This window comes from Salarchaeum sp. III, assembly GCF_036418315.1.
Lineage (GTDB): Archaea > Halobacteriota > Halobacteria > Halobacteriales > Halobacteriaceae > Salarchaeum.
The window spans coordinates 1-16,263 of record NZ_JAZHPG010000019.1 but is presented as its reverse complement, the minus strand read 5'-3'; the positions used below and the strand labels follow the sequence as shown (position 1 = coordinate 16,263).

Genomic DNA, 16,263 nt, shown 5'->3' with positions numbered 1-16,263 from the left:
CAAGAATCCGAGGGTTGTTCAGGGGAAAACCACAGTACGGGAGCAATGTTCAGGGCAAATCGAAGGCCAAAACCAACTAGTATAGAACGGGATGCCCCCGTTGGACAGGACAGCGAACAGCCCACCGGGTGGTTGGGTGGTTATCAACATCTTGATAGTGAGTGGACGATGTCCAGATGGACGCTCACCGCGAGGGGGATCGATGGTGTCTGAGTCGTCGCTTGCTGTCTCGGGGCTCCCCGAGGGGGTGCGTGAGCGCGAGCAGTGGGTGTGCTGGCGCGAAGAGGATCGAGATGGGAAACCGACGAAGATTCCGGTGACGCCGGGGGCTGGTGGGTTCGCGTCGTCGACGGAATCCGATACTTGGAGTGATGTCGAGACGGCACTCGAGTACACCGAGACGGAGCACGCTGATGGCATCGGGTTCGTGTTCACCGACGACGACCCCATCGTCGGCGTCGATTTAGACGACTGTCGCGATCCCGAGACCGGCGACGTCGACGATGCCGCGCGGGACATCATCGACCGACTCGACTCCTACACGGAGGTGTCGCCGTCTGGCACCGGCTTCCACGTGCTCATCAAGGGTGAACTCCCGGAGGGTCGGAACCGTCGCGGGAGCGTCGAACTGTACGACACGGCACGCTTTTTCACCGTCACTGGCGACCACGTCGAGCAGACACCGAATCGTGTAGCACGCCGGCAGGACGCGCTCACAGCGATTCATCGTGAGTACGTCCAGGACACCGAGCGTGCCACAGCCTCCGAGTCCGAGCAGCGTGATGGCACTGACGACCAGTCAACGGAGACCGATACGGTCGACGCTGGCGTTGACGTCGACCTCGAGGATGAGGCACTCCTCGAGAAAGCACGGAATGCGTCGAACGGCGAGAAGTTCGAGCGGCTCTGGAACGGAGACACGGGCGGCTACGACAGCCACTCCGAGGCAGATATGGCGCTGTGCTGTTTGCTGGCGTTCTGGACCGGCGGTGACCAGACGCAGATGGACCAACTGTTCCGCCAGTCGGAACTCCACCGCGAGAAATGGGACGAGGTCCACTACGCTGACGGGTCGACGTACGGTGAGAAGACCATCGAGCGATCGATTGCGACCACCTCCGAGTTCTACGAGCCGGACGCCAGCGACGACACCGCGGACGCCCACGACCCAGCTGCCGACTCGTCTCCAGGTGTCGACGCCGGTGATTCGGAGCGAAGCCGTGCGTATCTAGCCGAGAAGAACCGGCTCTTGGGCGAGCGTATCGACGAACTCGAGGCGACACTAACGGAGAAAACCGAGCGGATCGACACCCTCGAAGCAGAAGTCGAGCGACTCACCGAGGAGCTGGCAACCCGTGACCGAGAGTCAGGGGATCCCCAAGAATCGACCCCTGCCGATACTGGTGAAGGCGATAACGAGTCCGAGACAGCGTCCGTATGGGGCCGGACGAAACGGTTGTTCGGAAGTGACTCGAAGTAACGTCGAGACCGCGACGTAGCGTTTCTCACCCCCGAGACGGGTGACGGGGTTTCGAACTACCCCGAAACAACGCATGCATTCTGAGCGACAGCACCAGCGAGACCGTGGTATTGACCGAGTGCCAGCCCATCTCAACGCGTCGAGATTGCCCTGGTCGGATCTCCGCCTGTCCCCGAACACTCGTAACAGTGAAGCGATCGTCTCGTTCGTCGAATGCACTCTCGTCGAACTCACCCACGAAGACGTCGGTGCCGAGTACATCTCCTCAAACGTCTGGGGGATGAAGCGGACGCAGTTCATCGTAGCCGACGACGTCGGCGAGACGTTCCAGAAACGTCACTACGACGGACGCCTTGGCTGGCACGAGCAAAGAATCAGTCGCGAGGACGTCCGGGAGGAGCTAGTGAACCGTCTCTCACGCCCATCTTCCCTCGCGACGAATCAGAGCCACGGAGCATCCGTCGACGAGCCTGATACATTCGCGGTGAAGGGCCTCCAAGAGTTACAGCACGAGACGCGAAGCAGGTGATATCTTAACCAACACTCGCCGCGACAAGGGCCGGAGTGTTGGTTAACAAGTGAGCAGCGTCATCTCTCCCCGACGTCGGTCACAGCGAGCACAGTGCCGTCAGTAGTTTTTTCGGCGCCGTGAGGGCCGAGGCGCGCAGGTGAGCGTGCCTAGAGTTGATTTCCATATGAATGGCCCGAACAGATACGACGACGCATCACACGATCATGAGCGATTCGAAGACGAACTGGTAGCCCAAGACCAGGACGCCACACAGGTTGCGACCGAGGGCATCGATGAGACCGGCGCGCGGCACCTCGCCGCGGACCTCGTCGAGGCGGGTGTAGTTACCCCTGTCGCCGAGGAACGGGTGCTCGTCCACGAGCCCAGTAACGCGGCCTTCGATTCGATCAGACAGTTGGCTGTCTTCCATCGCGGGTGGACGGCCGCTTGCGACGCCGACGAAGAGGACGCGTAACTGCAGCAAACACTCTCCGGGTGTGCATTCTGCGGTGCGCTCCCCGGCTCGGAACTCGGCGACGCCCGCACTTGGGGGAAAGACGACCGGGTCACCCACCCGATCTGCGTCGACTGCGCTATTCAGGAGCGCCCTGATTCCAACGACCTCGACCACCATGCCTGCGACGGCTGTGGACGCATCGTCGATACGCTGCCGGCACTCCACGTCCTTCCGCGTCGAACTCGGCCACCTCGACGGAACAGTACACCTCTGTGTCCGCTGTAGTCCTGGTGGGCCCGCGACGTACTGGACGCGCGACCTTGATGACCACGTTGTCGAGTCAGAATGAGCGTCCAGCGAAAAAGCTGCGAGGGCGTGTCGACAATCGTTCTGGTCCAGAAATACGCCGATACACCTAATACGCTCGGCGACAATGAATACATATGCCAATCGACGTCGAGACATTCGAGTCATCCTCCGAGGAGCGACTCCAGAACGGCGGCGAAACGAACGCTGAGCGGGTGATGCGCTTCCTCGCTGCGCATCCCGACCAAGCGTTCATGCAGAGCGAGATCCGCGATGCAACCGACGTGAAAGCTGGGAGTATCAGCGTCGTGCTCTCCCGTCTCGAGGATCGGGACCTCGTCCGACACAAGGGCAACTACTGGACACTCGGCGAGGACGAAGACATCGCAGCATACACCAGTATGCTCGAGAGCACGCGCGCTGCGAACGACCGCTTCGGCGAGGAAGATATGGACGAATGGTTGGAGCACGCCGTCGACGATGAGGATCAGGAATGAGCTATCAGCGTGGTGATGTTGTCTGGGGGCCAGATCCGTTCAAGTCCACCGAGAATCCACGCCCATGGCTGATCCTCAATAATGACGCCCATCCGTTCGGTGAGGAGGAGTACATGACGGTCACGCTAACCACGACGCCACACGATGCAACCGTCCCAATCGAGTCGGCTGACTGGGTCGAGGGCGATATGCCGCGCCAGAGTTACGCCTCTCCCTGGGCGGTCGCCTCACCGAAGCACGCCGCAATCGTCCGGCGTCAGGGCCGACTGCAAGAGGATTTCGTCCGGACCGTCATCGAGACGATGCAGACGTATCTCGATCCGCCGGCCGACACTCAGTGAACCGCCTTGGGGTCAAGCCCCGAGGCACTCGCCTTGCTTATCTGTAGAGAGGACGCTACAATGCCTGATTGCGACGTGCGCTACGAGGTCCAAGACCGAACGGGGAACGGTGCCCATGCGTCGGTCGATGACGTCTGTGAGCTCCTGCTGTCGCGAGCGGCAGCGCCGCGTGACGATTACGAGGACGGATATGTTGATGCGGCGATGGCAACGATCGTCGATCAGTATGGGAAGGATACCGTTCGAGATATCGTTCGACTGATTCTTGCCGAGGGGCTGACGCATCGAACCGCTGCGACCGATCTCGATATGCGCCCGGTCGAGGGCGTTTGGATCGGAACGACCGCGGGCTGGTACCTTCGAGAGCTGAACGCCCAATCGGAGACGTGACACACGCAGCCTGAAAGCCCTCGGCCGCTCGACATCCCGCGACCACCGCTGCGCTCCTCGTTCCTGCGGTGCTAGCGGGATCGGGGGACGTTCACGGCGCTTTGCGCCGTGAGTTCGGGAGACGTTGTCTCCCGGTGACCGAGACGGCCTCGCCCTTTCTGCGTCCACCAGGACGTCGGCTGGGTCACTAAGCGTCGGGCCCGGTTGAATGGTGTTTCTCAACGGCACGCCCCGCGCGCCGCGTGCCGCCCTCCGCGTCGCTCGCGACCGACCATTCCGGGCGTGCGGGCGCTCTCCGCACCGCGAGCGCCCGTTCCGGGCTAAAATGCATGTGCCCTCGGCGCCAGCGCTTCTCCCGTTTCGGTCCCGGACTTCCGGAGGATTCCGGGACTCGCCGACCCACGACGGACGTGGTTGCGTCGCGGGCGAAACGGGGAATGCGCTGGCCGCTCGCTCCGGGCGGGGCGACGCGCGGGGCTGGATGGTCGTCCGCCTCGGGCGCGCTCTCGCTCGCGCCCCAGGGGGCGCTCGCGAAGGCGCGAGCGAGAGCGCGCAGACGAGTCTGTCGGTCGTTGTCGTCGAGGAAATCCGCGATGTAGGAGCATCGCGGTGTCGGGCGCGTGAGCGCCTTCAGGAACCAGTGAGTTCCAATGTCAAGTAAGAACGTTACCAGTGAAGTAGTTTCGGTCGATGAACAGGCATTCGAGAAACACGATGAAGCGACGGTCGATGAGGACGGTTTCGAAGTCGTCGATGAGACCCCGGAGTTCCAGGCGACGGTCGACATGGAAGTGCAGGCGAAAGTCGATTCAAACCATCCGGACGCGCGAGTCGAGGAAGGACCGGATCACATGTTCGGGAAGACCCTCGAACAGGAAGAGCGTATCAAGGCGCAAGAGGCTGAGCTGGAGCGCATCAGTGCCCAGGCCGAACTCGGGACGCAAGAGGGTCGAGAAAAACGAACGCGAGACATCGCGGCGAAGCGGAGCGCTGAGCGGCGTGCAGAGTTCCAGAAGCGGCGAGCGAGCGTGGACCCGCTGGCAGACCCAGAACGGGCTGACCCGCGTGCAGAACTCGAACAGGAGCAGTTGGCAGCGGTGAACGAACAATCGATGCGGTTGGCCGAAAAGCTGGATGGATGGTCGCGGGCGGCGATCAGTCGGCGGCTGGCCGAGGCGGTCGTCACGGGGAAAGACATGATGAGTGCGGTCGTCGGGGTGTTCGAGGAGTTGCAGACGGCGCCAGGACAGGTGATCCCGATAGAAAAGGTTGAGGACGTGAACCGAAAGGAGGTGAGCATCGAGGGAACAATTACACAGCTTTGGGAGTCATCGAGTCCGGCTATTGCCCAAGTGGGACTCATCGAGGACGAGAGCGGACGAACGAAGGTGACCGTCTGGGAGAAATCGAATCAACCCTGGATGGAGGAAGGCGAGCGTGTGCGGATTCACGGGGCGGCGCGGAACTGGTATCAGGGGCGCGTCTCAGTGGCCCTGACCGGGTGGAGCACCGTGCTGTTCCCAGAGCGCGGCCAGTGGTGGGAGTAGTCAGCTAACGCGGCCTTCTTTTTTGCTGATGCCCGTTCACCCGCTTCCCGCCGCCCCACCCAACCTCCACGTTCCGGGCGGCTCACACAGCCGCCGGGCTTTCGCCACAACATCGCACTGCGCCGGCTCCGCACCGCTCGATGTTTATCTGCCCCTGACGGGTGAGGGGCGCTCTGAGAGACGCGATTCATTGTAATGTCCCTCGTGAGTATCATGGCAACCAGCGAGATCTACGAGACGACGTTCGACGAAGATGTACAGACGGACTCAAGTGCAAAGCAGTGTCCCGAATGCGACGGTCGAGTCACCACCAATGCGGTCGAAACAGTCTGCGAGGACTGTGGCCTCGTCGTCGACGAGCAGCGAATCGACCACGGGCCCGAATGGCGAGCATTCGACGAGGACGAACGCGAACGGACGGGTGCGCCGCTCACGGCGACGCGGCACGACCGGGGGTTGTCGACCGAAATCGGTCGGGGTACCGATGCGAACGGGAATACACTCTCCGGACGGAAGCGCCGTCAGGTCGCTCGGCTGCGCCGAGAGCAAAGCCGGGGGCGGTTTCAGTCGAAAGCCGAGCGCAACCTTGCGCATGGCCTCGGTGAAGTTCGCCGAATCGTGAGCGCACTCGAGCTGTCCGAGACGATTCGTGACCAGGCCTGCCAGCTCTTCCGGAGCGCCCAGAACGAGGACCTCCTGCAGGGCCGGTCGATCGAAGCGATGGCCACCGCGAGCGTCTACGGCGCCTGTCGCTGCGACGGACTCTCGCGAACCCTCGAGGACGTCACCGACCCGGCGCGTGTCGAGCAGTCGCGAGTGACGAACGCATACACGACGCTGAATACGGAGCTTGGCCTTCCTGCCCAGCCCGTGACGCCCAGTGCGTTCGTTCCACGGTTGGCGTCGGAGCTCGACGTCTCCGATCAGATCCGGCAGCGGGCTCGGCAGCTGGCAGAAGCATCCGAATCGACCGGGGCAACCACGGGGGTTCAGCCGTCCGGGTTCGCTGCAGCCTGTCTGTACAAAGCTGGACGCGAAGACGGGCGGTGGCTCACCCAGTCGGACATCGCTGAAGTTGCGAACGTCTCGGTGGTCACCGTGCGGACCCACCGCGACACACTGGACGAACTGGCTGTCTAACGCCCCCACTGCTGATTTTCGGTTGTCTGTAGAGGCTGTCATAGAACGCTTTCAGCGAAGTTGATTTCATCTATCTCTACGGTGAACACGCCGATAAGTGGAGATGCAAGGTGCTTGCGCGGTTGGGTATTCACATCTTGTCGGTACGAATCTGTTGGGGAACCCATTGAGTCAACATATGCTGTGATATCAGTAGGATCAACAAGATAGCCCCGATGAAAAGCAGGAGGCTCCCGAGTACGTACGCCATGCCAGTTGCGACCAGAGAGAGAACAATAGTCGAAATTACGACTTTTGATTTGGCCGAATTATATCGGTTACTTAGTTTATTGTACTGCTCTCGATTAGCAGGAAGGCGATATCCTTCTTCGTATCCCGCTTTGAGAGCGTCGGGCACGACTTGAAGGCCTTCGATGTCGTATGGGCTTGAGACGACTTCCATATTGCTGGGTGAAGCCGCCCACTCTGTTCGGCAATCATCACAGCGTGAGACTGCTATCGTTACATCACCGTCGAAGTATGTGAAATTCCTGTTATTGATAGACTCGCCACAGACTGGGCAATAATCAGGCCGATTAGCGAATGGCTTAGACTTTTCCTCAATATGGGATATCTCATCACGAATTATCTTCAGAAGATTAGCAACGATATCTTCGACAGTGTCGATGTACTTCTCAGCAGTGTTTTCCACGTCACTACTAATCACGTCGAGATCGGCGATATCGATATTCTCGATCGTCCGAGTATCCTTAACACGGATTGATAGATCTCGATAGGATCGAACTTTGTCGATGAATTCAGACGCCTCATCGAATAGCTTTCCATAGTTATTTGATGTCTCTGATGGAGTGATGTCGCGGGTTGCCATGACGTGTTCCTCGAAAGATCCCAATTCTCTATTTACGCTCTCTTTGGCCTCTGAAAAGGCTGCTTGGAGTTGATTAGTCTCGTCTTCGTCATCGAGCGTAGCGAAGAGTTTTGCGTGTTTGGCTAATTCTTCGAGATGATTGGCGATCAACTCAATAGTTTCAACGCTCTGTACAAGATGGTTCCCAAGATTCACTTCGTCAGATACTGCATAAGGGTAGTTGGATTCTGAGAGGGGGAAAGAGAGTGAAGAAGAATAATCAGACTGCGTATTAGTATCGGAAGGAGCCATGCTATTGCCGTGAATTGCGTTGTGGCACTCCTTACAGAGCGTTTTGAGGTTACTTTTCTTGTGAGTGCCACCTTTGCTCTTCGGGACGATGTGGTGGGCGTGAAGTTCAGCATCTCCGACTGGGCCACCACGGACACCACAGTTTTGACAGGTGTACTCGTCACGGTTGTAGACCTCATTTCTTCGGGTATCCCAATCCGACGGATACTCCTTTGTCATCATGAAGTACAATCTGAAGGATAGCTATATTTGCAACGGTCCTAGAAGGTCTGGCAACGCTTCTACTCTGATGGATCGCCAACGCTGAAGAGTTGCCTGTCAAACTGGACTTGATAGGAGCCACTGCCTGTGGCATATGGGTTGTAGACTGTCGGACGTATTAAACAATTGAATCCTCCGTCTCTGCTGGAATCCGATTAATTCGACATCCACCTCTCAGGTACAATTGCTAAGCAGTTCATCTGTACTTACCGACCTGCGTCAGAATATGTTATCCGTTGAGGATTTCAATAGAGCCGAACCGTTCTATGACACCCCCTGTCTGTAGGCTAATTGATGTGAGAGCTATTGTTTAAACCCGAAGACGAAGCATGATACGGCCAGATCACTCTATGACCGACCAGTACGCCGACTACGAAGCCCTCCGACCGCTCGGCGAAGCGACCCAAGTTCCCGACGATCAACTCGCCAGTAGTAGTGGCGAGCCCCGGCGGCAACACTCTGGTGGCGTCGACACGGACTATCCAGACGGCCCGACAGCAGATGAGACCGAGTGCAATTCCTGTGGAGCGTCGATCCCCGCCGACCAGTCGAAGTGCCGGTTCTGTCTCACGAACCATCTCGAAGCAGCCGATGATCAGGACACATCGACTGCCGAACGGACTCACCGCCACGTCATCCAGCTGCTCTTTGAGGCGTCGACGTTCTACGGCGCAGTCGGGAAGGGATCTGCTGCGGCCACCCTCCTCGCGAAGGGAGATGATGACCCAGTAGTCGATGACTGCAAGCTAATATACGATCTCGACGAGGAACCGGCCCCACAGCTTGTCGATCAGTGGCCCTCGCTCCTCTCGGCAACACGGATCACGTCTGAATGTGGTAATCAGCTGCTCGCGGCTGCTCGTGAGCGGACGGCGTGGACAGAGACGACGATATCGTGTCATGATGGTGAGCACGCGACGTTCCTCTACGACGAAAACGGGAGTGGGGTTCGCTCCGAAGATCGTCTTGCAAGCCTACGTGAGGACGCAGACGACGACCTCTGGCTGGTGCCAGCGATTGCGCTCCAGGAATTCGTTGACAAGACCGATATCGAACAGCCACGACGCGAGCGCCCAAACAGAACTCACCTCGAGTGTCGAGAGTGTGATCGGGAGACGAAGCATCGATTCCGCGAATTCGAGGCTGTCCCCGATGACGAGTGGACCGGGCAGCCAATGTGGGGCTGTCAGCGGTGCGGCACGCCACGCTACGGGCCCGAACCCGAAGCCGATCAGTAAAGACGACGTCAAATTAACCAACAATTCTGGTGTCGGCTCGGAGTTGTTGGTTAACAGAAGCCAGCTCGCGACCACCCGACGATACCACACCTGCTGACTGCCCGCCGGTGTTTTTCGGCGCCGAGAATTGGCGGAGGCGCACACATGGATCCACGAGACACCCCCGGCTATCGACTCCACCGCGCGCTCAGTAGCCTCACCAGTATCGACAGCGACCAATTGGAGCCCGCTGATCGAGAGCGAATTAGCACCGCGACGACGCTCCTCGAGCAGGTAGATTTTCTCACCCAACCGAATACGACGAGGGACGGTGACATCAACAGAGAATCCTGACAGCTCGACGCATCGGCAGCGCAACGTCATGTGGCCGTCACAGCGTGAGCAGTTGCTCGCCCCCTGAAAGGGTGCGGGGGCGCGAGACCGCTCCCGAGAACAATCCATGGCAACATTGCAAGCCGCAACGACATCGACCGGCGCGCTCGTATCGGATCCACAGGCAGTCCGCGAGCTCTGTGAGAACCACTGCTTCGGGACGCTCAACTGGGAAGTGGACGACGACGGCGAACTCGTTATCTGGGGCTACGACAGCTTCGAAGTGTACGAGGCCCGTGAGAACGGTCTTCCTGACTACGACGGTGGCATCGTCACTCACGAGTTCCTCCGGTCGCTCGCGGAGTATCTCGAACCGAACGAAGAATTCGACATCCAGACAGCCGGATTTACCAAGTGCCGGTTTCCCGTGCTGGCGAAACGGTACGTCGTTCGCGACGGCGAAGTCCTCCACGCGGACCTCAGTTCCCCCGACCCGATCGACGAGTAGCGTTGTTCGTCCCCCGGGAGGGGTGCGGGGCGATCCAGTCGTGGGTCGTCCTGCGAGGTGATTGTTCAATGGGCCACCGCGCACTCGTTGCGTACGAACGAACTGACGGACAGTACACGCTCCACTACTCTCATTGGGGTGCAGCGAATCTCAAGCTCAAGCACCGAATTTCGGCTGAGTCGCCGTTCGGTGGCGACGACACCGACTCCAAGTGGGCGAAACAGCTGCTGGCTGAACTGGCCGATGGCCTTGAGGCAGATGCGATCGACGGCTACCTCGCTGACGAGGATCGACCGTCGACGGTCGTCGAGCTGAAGCCCCGCGCCACCGGGCTCACCCTTGAGGAGATCGTCGCTGACCACCTCGACTACCTCCACCACGAGGCGTTCTTCGTGGTGTCGACGACGTTCGAGGTGGCCGCCTATCGGACGCTGTGGTTCGGCCTCCAGTACGACTCGGAGACGGTCGAACAGGGAGAAACAGTCGGGAACGGCGCGCTTGCGACGGTGCGTTGGTACGACGGCGAGCCGGTCGGCGACGGCCACCTGCAGGGCCAGTTCGCGGCCCTCAAAGACGTCGTCGGCGACATGCTCGACAAGGGCGTCTTCACGCCGTCGACGGCGAGACAGTACCTGAAACGGAAGCTCGCTGAGCGAGTCGGAGACCGACAGGAGCTGCTCATTCCGACCGAAGAATCACCCTTCGAGACAGCGAGTCTCGGCAAGCCGTAACACCAATCCCTTAGTGGATACCGGGGAACACACAAGTATGTCAAATCAATCTGAAGACGGTCTTCGTGTCTGGCTTGTCGAACGAACGTACTCCGATGACGAACAGAACCTGATCATCCTCACCTACGCGACGCCCGATGGAGAACAGTACTATCGGAAGGAACGCGCACTCACGTCCTTCACCGACGTCCGAGACACGACAGCAGCAGTCGATGCTGAACCCGGCAATCTTGGCATGGTCGATGACCCCGACCTCCAAGAGCAATACGCGGCCGAAGCACAGCGAATGCAGGAGGTTCACGACCCGGACGACGTGATCTGATACCCGCCAGTAGACATCGCCCCAAGCCATGGGTTATGTCGTGGCAGGCCTTAGTCGGGGTATGCGCGAACTCGTCTTCGCTCTCGAATACGAGCCCGGCTGCAACAGGGTGGCGGACGCCCTCGCAGACCACCCCGACGCTCGCGTTCGTTCACTCTCGCTGCACGCCACTGCCGACCAGCTCTGGCGAGTCGACCATGCCACCGGCACTCCGGACGCACTCGACGCCATCGAGGACGCGTTTCGCAACAGCGACTACTACGCCGACTGTCTCGCCACCGAGGACTGCGGCGCAACCCAGACCACCCGTGTCCTCGACCGCACGGACGACACGCTCATCCTCTACTCCGACTGGGAGCGGACCCCTGCCTGTGCCTCAGTCCCCCACATCGCCCGCGACCACCTCGGCGACGGTGTGCTGTTCGAGACCCGTCACGAGGGCCGCCACTACACGTGGCGGCTCATTCACTCCGACGAGGGCGATGTGGCGGCGTTCTTCGATTCCCTCGGGGTTGCCGTCGGGGAATGCGCCCAGATGGAGATGCTCCGCACCGCGGATACGACGACATCAGCTGGGGGAGGCGACGGGACACCGAGCGGCCTGCCGCCAGCACAGGAGGCCGCACTCCAGGCCGCTGTCGAACACGGCTACTACGAGTCACCCCGCGAGGTCGACGTCGGCGAACTCGCCGAGCATCTCGACGTGCCACGGTCAACACTCACCTACCGACTCCGTCGGGCGGAAGAACATTTGGCGAAGCAACATGTCGCCGGCGAGCGGGTAGCGGAAGAACGGCTGGCATCGCACTGAGGGCCGCAGTTGGAATATTCCAACAAAGACATATGGAACTCCCACTCCTACCGTGAGGTAATGACAGAGAATCCGGACGCAGCAGGAGAAACGAGCGGCGGCGGACAGCGACGTGAGCTGACCGCCCGCCTCGCCGTTCCCGAGATGGACTGTCCCTCTTGCGCCCAAAAGGTGGACAAGAGCCTCCAGCGTGTCGACGGCATTACTGACGCCACGCTCCAGCCGACCACCGGCACGGCCAACGTCACGTACGACCCTGATCGGACTAGCGAAGCCGACGTAATCAAGGCGATTGAAGGCGCCGGCTACGAGGTCGTCGGGGGCTCGGACGCTGAGGGCGATGATGAGGACAACCAGGCGACCGACGGCGTCGACATCGCGCCACCATCGGAGGTCTGGACGAGTCCTCGCGCGAAGAAGACGTGGCTCGGCGCGGCGTTCGTCACGCTCGGCCTCCTCTTCGAATTCCTCCTCACCGGACAGAACGTCACGGTGGCGAGCGTCCTCGAGTACCCGCTCCACATCGCAGATGTCCTGTTCCTCGGCGCCGTCGCCGCCAGCGGCATCCCCGTCGTCCGTAGCGGGTACTACTCCGCGAAGAACCGAAGCCTCGACATCGACCTGCTGATGGGGACGGCGATCATCGCGGCGACCGGTATCGGCTACTTCGTCGAGGCCGCCACGCTGGCCGTCCTATTCAGCATCGCCGAGCTGCTCGAGGACTACGCGATGGACAGGGCACGGGACTCCCTGCGCGAGCTGATGGAACTCTCGCCCGACGAGGCGACCGTCCTTCGCGATGGTGAGGAAGTGACCGTTCCCGCCGAGGAGGTCGACGTTGGCGAGACCGTCGTCGTCCGCCCCGGCGACAAGATTCCGCTCGACGGAACGGTCATCGACGGCGAGAGTGCAGTCGACCAGTCGCCGATCACGGGCGAGAGCGTCCCCGTCGACAAGACTGCCGGCGACGAGGTCTACGCCGGCGCGATCAACGAAGAGGGGTACCTCGAGGTAGAGGTCACCTCGACCGCTGGCGATTCGACGCTCTCGCGCATCATCGAGATGGTACAGGGCGCACAGGCGAAGAAGACCGAGTCTGAGCAGTTCGTCGACCGCTTCTCCGGCTACTACACACCCCTCGTCGTCGTGCTGGCAATCCTGACCGCCGCTATCCCGCCGCTGGTTATCGCCGACCCCATCTCGGTGGACGTGGCCGGGTACGGGTTCACTTTCGCCGGCGACTGGCAGACCTGGTTCATCCGCGGGCTCACCCTGCTGGTAATCGCCTGCCCCTGTGCGTTCGTCATCTCCACACCCGTCTCGGTGGTGTCGGGCATCACCAGCGCCGCGAAGAACGGCGTCCTGATCAAGGGCGGCAACTACCTCGAAGCGATGGGCGAAGTCGATGCCGTCGCGCTCGACAAGACGGGGACGCTCACGAAGGGCGAACTCGCCGTCACCGATGTCGTCCCGGTCGGCGACACCACTGAGGATGATCTGCTCCGTCGCGCCGCCGGGCTGGAGCGGCGCAGTGAGCACCCCATCGCTGCGGCGATTCTCGCCCGTGCTGAGGAGGCGGGCGTGGGCGACCTGCCCGACCCGAGTGGCTTCGAGAGCCTCACGGGGAAGGGCATCCGGGGCGAGATCGACGGCGAGACGTACTATGCGGGCAAGCCCGCGCTCTTCGAGGAGCTGGGCTTCGACCTCGCTCGAGCACGCCGCGAGACAGACGGCGGCGTCGTGGCGGAAGAGGCGACCGAGGCCGACGACGGGGCGTTCGCCGAGGACGCGCTCACCTCACTGGAGCGGGAGGGCAAGACGGTCGTTATCGTCGGGACGGAGTCGGAACTGCTGGGTGCAATCGCCATCGCCGACGAGGTGCGCCCGGCCTCGAAGCGGGCTGTCGAACGCCTGCACGAGCTGGGCGTCGAGCGCGTGGTGATGCTGACCGGGGACAACGAGGGCACCGCCCGCGCCATCGCCGAGCAGGTCGGTGTCGATGAATATCGCGCCGAACTCCTACCCGACGAGAAGGTCGACGCAGTCGAGGAGTTACAGGCGGAGTACGGGGAGGTCGCGATGGTCGGCGACGGCATCAATGACGCCCCCGCGCTGGCCACTGCGGAGGTCGGCATCGCGATGGGCGCGGCGGGCACCGACACCGCCCTCGAAACGGCTGATATTGCGTTGATGGGCGACGACATCGGGAAACTCCCGTACCTGTACGACCTGTCGCATACGGCCAACGGCGTGATCCGGCAGAACATCTGGGCGAGCCTCGGCGTGAAGCTTCTGCTCGCGTTAGGCGTGCCGCTGGGCCTGGTCAGCGTTGCGCTGGCAGTCGTTGTCGGAGATATGGGGATGAGCCTCGGCGTCACCGGGAACGCGATGCGGTTGTCACGAATCGAGCCCGATCGAATCATCGACGCCTGATTCTGCGGCGGGAAGTGCGGGCAGGACGCTCTTCTTTCGGGACTTACCTCCGCTACATCGAGACTAGTTGTGGTTTGTCTGGGGCAGAAAGGACTGAGCCCCACCGTTGGCTCGTGATTTGATGCCCGAGAATTCAGACGACGATCCATTCCACGATTGCGAGTTAGATCCCGACGCAGTCCTCGGGACGCGCACCTTCCACGATGTCCTGTTCACCGATGAGACGGAGACACCGGTGAACGTGCTCACTGGCGAGACGCCCGCACATTCACAGGCGACCGTCGAGGAAGCGAAGGAGTTCGCTGCGAGTATTGACACCGACACGCCACAGATTGCACTTCCGGCGTCAGTTGAGACGCAAATCGAGACGCAGAGTAAGCCCTACACGTCGGCTGCGTTCTTCCACTTCAAGGCGACGGGCTCGCTAAGGCGTCACCGCGCCTACCACGCCGCATATGACTCGGATGCGTTCACCGTCGACTTCGAAGCTGACTACGAGTCCGGAAACCTGACCATCACAGTCGATCGAACGAACGAGTCCTAAGAATCGACCGCTAGATCAGGGTTTTTCGAGCGCCGGCGATGGGTGCCGGCGCAGCAGGAGCGAACGATCAACCACTCCCGGTGCGTCGGCGTTTCGAGGTGTTCGAGATGCATATGGTGATTTACGCCCTCGTAGAGGCATCGACGCACGACGACGCGCTGGCCACCGGAAAGACGGTGTTCGACCGCTTGGTCGGCGCGGACCCACACGCCGGCGCCGTCTTCGACTACTACGTGACCTTCGATGAGGAGGACACGTCCGTTGCGGGGAAGGCGCGATGGGGTGAGCTCCCGACTGCAGCCCCCGTCGATTCTGATGACGGCCAAGATCTCCTCGAGCGTGGCTGGGAGGCGACGAAGGAGGAATTCGAGCGTAATCTCGACCGGGTGAAGGAGGCCATCGACGAGCTCTCCGACGAGGAGATCATGCGCGACGAGGACCTCGCCCGGCACGCCTTCCACCAGGTCGGTGCGTACGACGGCCCGACGATCTTCCTGTACACCGAACACGGAACCGGCATTCGCCACCGTGGACAGCTGGATCGACTCCTCGAGGAGAGTGAGGAGCCCTGGATCGTACCCGCTGACGTCCACTTCTGAATAATGCCCAGGATCACCAACTGGCGACGCGAGAGCCGCTCGCCGACGCTTGCGTATCGGAACACCGAGACCGGTGCGCGAGCCGTCCTGCATCGAGCCCCGGATTCCTACCGGTACAAGTGGCGCGGAGCAATCATCGCCGACGGCTACCCGGTCTGGTCGCGGGGATACGAGACGAAGGACGCGACGTCGTTCCGTGACGAACTCCGGGAGCGGCCGGTCCCGGACCTCAGCTGTCCGGAGTGTCCGAACAACGACGTTCGCGTCGGCGAGAAGGCAGCAGACGGGGCGAAAATCCAGCGATGGTACGACTGCCCCGACTGTGGATACGAAGCCCCCTCACGCATCGTCTATGGCGCCGAACGGTGAGTGAGTGAGCGGTGGGCGCTGTTTTTCGGCCGGGCACGAGGTGGTGGCCCGGTACGACCGGGTGAGTCAACCAATGAGTCTCGAAGTACTTGACCGACACAGCGAGGCACTGTTCGAGTTCCTCTGGTGTCCCGTCTGCGGGCAGGAGGTCTTCACCCACATCCCATTCGAGGGGGTGTTCTGCAAGAACTGCAACACCCAGGTCGAACTCCAGGAATCCCGCGAGACACGCGGCTACGAGGAGGCCGTGCTCGCCTGCTTCGATACAACCACGACCTGGAACCTCCACGTCGACGAGAAACTGCGC

Annotated in this window: 20 protein-coding genes and 1 pseudogene; 20 read left to right on the top strand and 1 reads right to left on the bottom strand. The window is 61.1% G+C overall.

What is annotated here, in order from left to right; genetic code table 11:
- Window positions 1–202 precede the first annotated feature (202 nt).
- The 9 genes and pseudogenes from U3A55_RS03490 to U3A55_RS03450 all read left to right on the top strand — a co-directional run bounded on the left by U3A55_RS03490 (window position 203) and on the right by U3A55_RS03450 (window position 6,669).
- The gene (locus tag U3A55_RS03490) at window positions 203–1,480 is read left to right on the top strand and encodes a phage NrS-1 polymerase family protein (protein WP_442978268.1); all 1,278 of its coding nucleotides are present in this window, start codon (window positions 203–205) and stop codon (window positions 1,478–1,480) included.
- Between the two features lie 73 nt (window positions 1,481–1,553).
- Complete coding sequence (locus U3A55_RS03485) at window positions 1,554–2,009, top strand: hypothetical protein (protein WP_442978262.1); 456 nt, start codon at window positions 1,554–1,556, stop codon at window positions 2,007–2,009.
- A 166-nt stretch (window positions 2,010–2,175) separates the two neighbouring features.
- Window positions 2,176–2,466: a hypothetical protein gene (locus U3A55_RS03480; protein WP_330990234.1), complete on the top strand. Its 291-nt coding sequence runs from the start codon at window positions 2,176–2,178 to the stop codon at window positions 2,464–2,466.
- Window positions 2,467–2,797: pseudogene (locus tag U3A55_RS15190) on the top strand (DUF7558 family protein).
- Window positions 2,798–2,891: 94 nt separating this feature from the next.
- Complete coding sequence (locus U3A55_RS03470) at window positions 2,892–3,251, top strand: MarR family transcriptional regulator (RefSeq protein WP_135823179.1); 360 nt, start codon at window positions 2,892–2,894, stop codon at window positions 3,249–3,251.
- A 113-nt stretch (window positions 3,252–3,364) separates the two neighbouring features.
- On the top strand, window positions 3,365–3,592 hold the full coding sequence (locus U3A55_RS03465; RefSeq protein ID WP_330990129.1) for a hypothetical protein: 228 nt from the start codon (window positions 3,365–3,367) through the stop codon (window positions 3,590–3,592).
- 60 nt (window positions 3,593–3,652) lie between these two features.
- Window positions 3,653–3,982 carry a hypothetical protein gene (locus U3A55_RS03460; protein ID WP_330990128.1) on the top strand — a complete coding sequence of 110 codons (330 nt, stop codon included), beginning with the start codon at window positions 3,653–3,655 and terminating at the stop codon, window positions 3,980–3,982.
- A 650-nt stretch (window positions 3,983–4,632) separates the two neighbouring features.
- Entirely contained in the window at window positions 4,633–5,529 is an 897-nt protein-coding gene (locus U3A55_RS03455) for a DNA-binding protein (protein ID WP_330990127.1), read from the top strand.
- A gap of 213 nt (window positions 5,530–5,742) precedes the next feature.
- Window positions 5,743–6,669 (top strand): transcription initiation factor IIB, encoded by a 927-nt coding sequence (locus U3A55_RS03450; protein ID WP_330990233.1) that lies wholly within the window; start codon window positions 5,743–5,745, stop codon window positions 6,667–6,669.
- 130 nt (window positions 6,670–6,799) lie between these two features.
- Here U3A55_RS03450 and U3A55_RS03445 read toward each other — a convergent pair whose 3' ends face one another.
- The gene (locus U3A55_RS03445) at window positions 6,800–8,047 is read right to left on the bottom strand and encodes an HNH endonuclease (RefSeq protein WP_330990126.1); all 1,248 of its coding nucleotides are present in this window, start codon (window positions 8,045–8,047) and stop codon (window positions 6,800–6,802) included.
- 392 nt (window positions 8,048–8,439) lie between these two features.
- On the opposite strand from U3A55_RS03445, the gene U3A55_RS03440 reads away from it, so the two are divergent.
- The 11 genes from U3A55_RS03440 to U3A55_RS03395 form a co-directional block, all read left to right on the top strand.
- The gene (locus U3A55_RS03440; protein ID WP_330990125.1) at window positions 8,440–9,327 is read left to right on the top strand and encodes a biosurfactant protein 1; all 888 of its coding nucleotides are present in this window, start codon (window positions 8,440–8,442) and stop codon (window positions 9,325–9,327) included.
- Between the two features lie 144 nt (window positions 9,328–9,471).
- The gene (locus tag U3A55_RS15185) at window positions 9,472–9,660 is read left to right on the top strand and encodes a hypothetical protein (protein ID WP_096396460.1); all 189 of its coding nucleotides are present in this window, start codon (window positions 9,472–9,474) and stop codon (window positions 9,658–9,660) included.
- Between the two features lie 106 nt (window positions 9,661–9,766).
- Window positions 9,767–10,147 carry a hypothetical protein gene (locus U3A55_RS03435; RefSeq protein WP_006183452.1) on the top strand — a complete coding sequence of 127 codons (381 nt, stop codon included), beginning with the start codon at window positions 9,767–9,769 and terminating at the stop codon, window positions 10,145–10,147.
- Window positions 10,148–10,215: 68 nt separating this feature from the next.
- Window positions 10,216–10,878, top strand: a complete 663-nt coding sequence (locus tag U3A55_RS03430; RefSeq protein WP_135806882.1) for a DUF6735 family protein — start codon at window positions 10,216–10,218, stop codon at window positions 10,876–10,878.
- Window positions 10,879–10,915: 37 nt separating this feature from the next.
- Complete coding sequence (locus U3A55_RS03425; protein WP_049983734.1) at window positions 10,916–11,200, top strand: hypothetical protein; 285 nt, start codon at window positions 10,916–10,918, stop codon at window positions 11,198–11,200.
- 61 nt (window positions 11,201–11,261) lie between these two features.
- Window positions 11,262–12,011, top strand: a complete 750-nt coding sequence (locus U3A55_RS03420; protein WP_006183449.1) for a helix-turn-helix domain-containing protein — start codon at window positions 11,262–11,264, stop codon at window positions 12,009–12,011.
- Between the two features lie 60 nt (window positions 12,012–12,071).
- Window positions 12,072–14,444, top strand: a complete 2,373-nt coding sequence (locus U3A55_RS03415; RefSeq protein ID WP_015299293.1) for a heavy metal translocating P-type ATPase — start codon at window positions 12,072–12,074, stop codon at window positions 14,442–14,444.
- Between the two features lie 121 nt (window positions 14,445–14,565).
- Window positions 14,566–14,988, top strand: a complete 423-nt coding sequence (locus U3A55_RS03410) for a hypothetical protein (RefSeq protein ID WP_006183447.1) — start codon at window positions 14,566–14,568, stop codon at window positions 14,986–14,988.
- A 107-nt stretch (window positions 14,989–15,095) separates the two neighbouring features.
- Complete coding sequence (locus U3A55_RS03405) at window positions 15,096–15,587, top strand: hypothetical protein (RefSeq protein WP_330990232.1); 492 nt, start codon at window positions 15,096–15,098, stop codon at window positions 15,585–15,587.
- A gap of 3 nt (window positions 15,588–15,590) precedes the next feature.
- Window positions 15,591–15,956, top strand: coding sequence for a DUF7568 family protein (locus U3A55_RS03400; protein ID WP_330990124.1), 366 nt, complete (start codon window positions 15,591–15,593; stop codon window positions 15,954–15,956).
- Window positions 15,957–16,029: 73 nt separating this feature from the next.
- The coding region (locus tag U3A55_RS03395; protein WP_442978261.1) for a DUF7567 family protein at window positions 16,030–16,263 on the top strand (234 nt) is incomplete at its 3' end.

Excerpts from the sequence above, each read along its gene's own strand:
- U3A55_RS03490 (WP_442978268.1), top strand. The coding sequence starts at position 203 with ATGGTGTCTGAGTCGTCGCTTGCTGTCTCGGGGCTCCCCGAGGGGGTG.
- U3A55_RS03485 (WP_442978262.1), top strand. The coding sequence starts at position 1,554 with ATGCATTCTGAGCGACAGCACCAGCGAGACCGTGGTATTGACCGAGTG.
- U3A55_RS03480 (WP_330990234.1), top strand. The coding sequence starts at position 2,176 with ATGAATGGCCCGAACAGATACGACGACGCATCACACGATCATGAGCGA.
- U3A55_RS03470 (WP_135823179.1), top strand. The coding sequence starts at position 2,892 with ATGCCAATCGACGTCGAGACATTCGAGTCATCCTCCGAGGAGCGACTC.
- U3A55_RS03465 (WP_330990129.1), top strand. The coding sequence starts at position 3,365 with ATGACGGTCACGCTAACCACGACGCCACACGATGCAACCGTCCCAATC.
- U3A55_RS03460 (WP_330990128.1), top strand. The coding sequence starts at position 3,653 with ATGCCTGATTGCGACGTGCGCTACGAGGTCCAAGACCGAACGGGGAAC.
- U3A55_RS03455 (WP_330990127.1), top strand. The coding sequence starts at position 4,633 with ATGTCAAGTAAGAACGTTACCAGTGAAGTAGTTTCGGTCGATGAACAG.
- U3A55_RS03450 (WP_330990233.1), top strand. The coding sequence starts at position 5,743 with ATGGCAACCAGCGAGATCTACGAGACGACGTTCGACGAAGATGTACAG.
- U3A55_RS03445 (WP_330990126.1), bottom strand. The coding sequence starts at position 8,047 with ATGACAAAGGAGTATCCGTCGGATTGGGATACCCGAAGAAATGAGGTC.
- U3A55_RS03440 (WP_330990125.1), top strand. The coding sequence starts at position 8,440 with ATGACCGACCAGTACGCCGACTACGAAGCCCTCCGACCGCTCGGCGAA.
- U3A55_RS15185 (WP_096396460.1), top strand. The coding sequence starts at position 9,472 with ATGGATCCACGAGACACCCCCGGCTATCGACTCCACCGCGCGCTCAGT.
- U3A55_RS03435 (WP_006183452.1), top strand. The coding sequence starts at position 9,767 with ATGGCAACATTGCAAGCCGCAACGACATCGACCGGCGCGCTCGTATCG.
- U3A55_RS03430 (WP_135806882.1), top strand. The coding sequence starts at position 10,216 with ATGGGCCACCGCGCACTCGTTGCGTACGAACGAACTGACGGACAGTAC.
- U3A55_RS03425 (WP_049983734.1), top strand. The coding sequence starts at position 10,916 with ATGTCAAATCAATCTGAAGACGGTCTTCGTGTCTGGCTTGTCGAACGA.
- U3A55_RS03420 (WP_006183449.1), top strand. The coding sequence starts at position 11,262 with ATGCGCGAACTCGTCTTCGCTCTCGAATACGAGCCCGGCTGCAACAGG.
- U3A55_RS03415 (WP_015299293.1), top strand. The coding sequence starts at position 12,072 with ATGACAGAGAATCCGGACGCAGCAGGAGAAACGAGCGGCGGCGGACAG.
- U3A55_RS03410 (WP_006183447.1), top strand. The coding sequence starts at position 14,566 with ATGCCCGAGAATTCAGACGACGATCCATTCCACGATTGCGAGTTAGAT.
- U3A55_RS03405 (WP_330990232.1), top strand. The coding sequence starts at position 15,096 with ATGCATATGGTGATTTACGCCCTCGTAGAGGCATCGACGCACGACGAC.
- U3A55_RS03400 (WP_330990124.1), top strand. The coding sequence starts at position 15,591 with ATGCCCAGGATCACCAACTGGCGACGCGAGAGCCGCTCGCCGACGCTT.